2 protein-coding genes are annotated in these 1,015 nt (G+C 62.1%); both read left to right on the forward strand.

Annotated elements, in window-relative coordinates:
- A partial coding sequence (locus AAFN84_RS24775; RefSeq protein WP_347517411.1) for a hypothetical protein occupies positions 1 to 534 on the forward strand: 534 nt, incomplete at its 5' end.
- A partial coding sequence (locus AAFN84_RS24780) for a hypothetical protein (protein ID WP_347517412.1) occupies positions 534 to 1,015 on the forward strand: 482 nt, incomplete at its 3' end. The genes AAFN84_RS24775 and AAFN84_RS24780, both read left to right, overlap by 1 nt.

Genomic DNA, 1,015 nt, shown 5'->3' on the forward strand with positions numbered 1-1,015 from the left:
CTGGAGTGGGAGAACGACAACTACTGGCTCGGCTCCTACAGTCAGGACGACACGCAGGGCCAGACGGCCGTGTTCCTGCACCTCCTGCCGTCGATCGTCCAGGCGCGGTACTGGCGCATCAACATCATCGACCAGTTCAACCCCGACGACTACATCGACATCGGCCGCGTCTTCATCGGTGCGCCGTTCCTCAACCCAAGCATCAATATGAGCTATGGCGCATCGCTCGCCTATGAGGATTCAACCACCGTCGAAACGGCGATATCGGGCGCGAAGTTCTTCGATCCGAAGGAGCCGATCCGGGTGACGCGGTTCCAGCTCGGCTATCTGAGCAAGGATGAATCCTATGCGCAGGCGCTCGAACTGACGCGGCTGGCCGGTACGTCGAAAGAGGTGCTGGTGATCCTCGACCCGACCGAGACGACCTATCGATCGGTGCAGTCCTTCGTCGGACGGCTGCGCCAACTCAACCCCATGGAAATGGTCATGTTCAACTACAACAGCATGGCCTTCGAGATCGAGGAACTGCGCTGATGGCCCTTCCGACATTCCCCACGACCGAAGCCGAGCTGATCGAAGACACGACTAGCGACGACATGCTGAATGGCGGGCACCGCACGCTGTTCTTCCCGCTTCTGCTGGCAGCTCTGGCGCTGGCCGAATATGCGCAATTGACTGGTGAGGAGATCGAAACGCTGGCCGCTCAGACCGAGGCTGACGCTGCATCGGCAGCCGCCGGATCAGGGACCGAGGCGAGTGTTGCCAATATCCGCGCGGCGGCCGACGTGGCGCACTATCTGTCGATGCGGCGCGTTGTTGCGTCACAGGCCATTGTCGCGCTCACCGATGGTTCGACCATCTCCTGGGACATGGATGCCGGCATCAACGTCTCCGTGACGATCGGCGCCGCCGGCCGGACGCTCGCCAACCCGACAAATCAGATCGCCGGCAAGAGCGGATTCCTGAACGTGGCGCAGGACGGCACGGGCGGGCGCACGATCACGAACTGGGGCAG

Origin of the sequence: Mesorhizobium sp. CAU 1741, assembly GCF_039839275.1 — a bacterium.
GTDB lineage: Bacteria > Pseudomonadota > Alphaproteobacteria > Rhizobiales > Rhizobiaceae > Aerobium.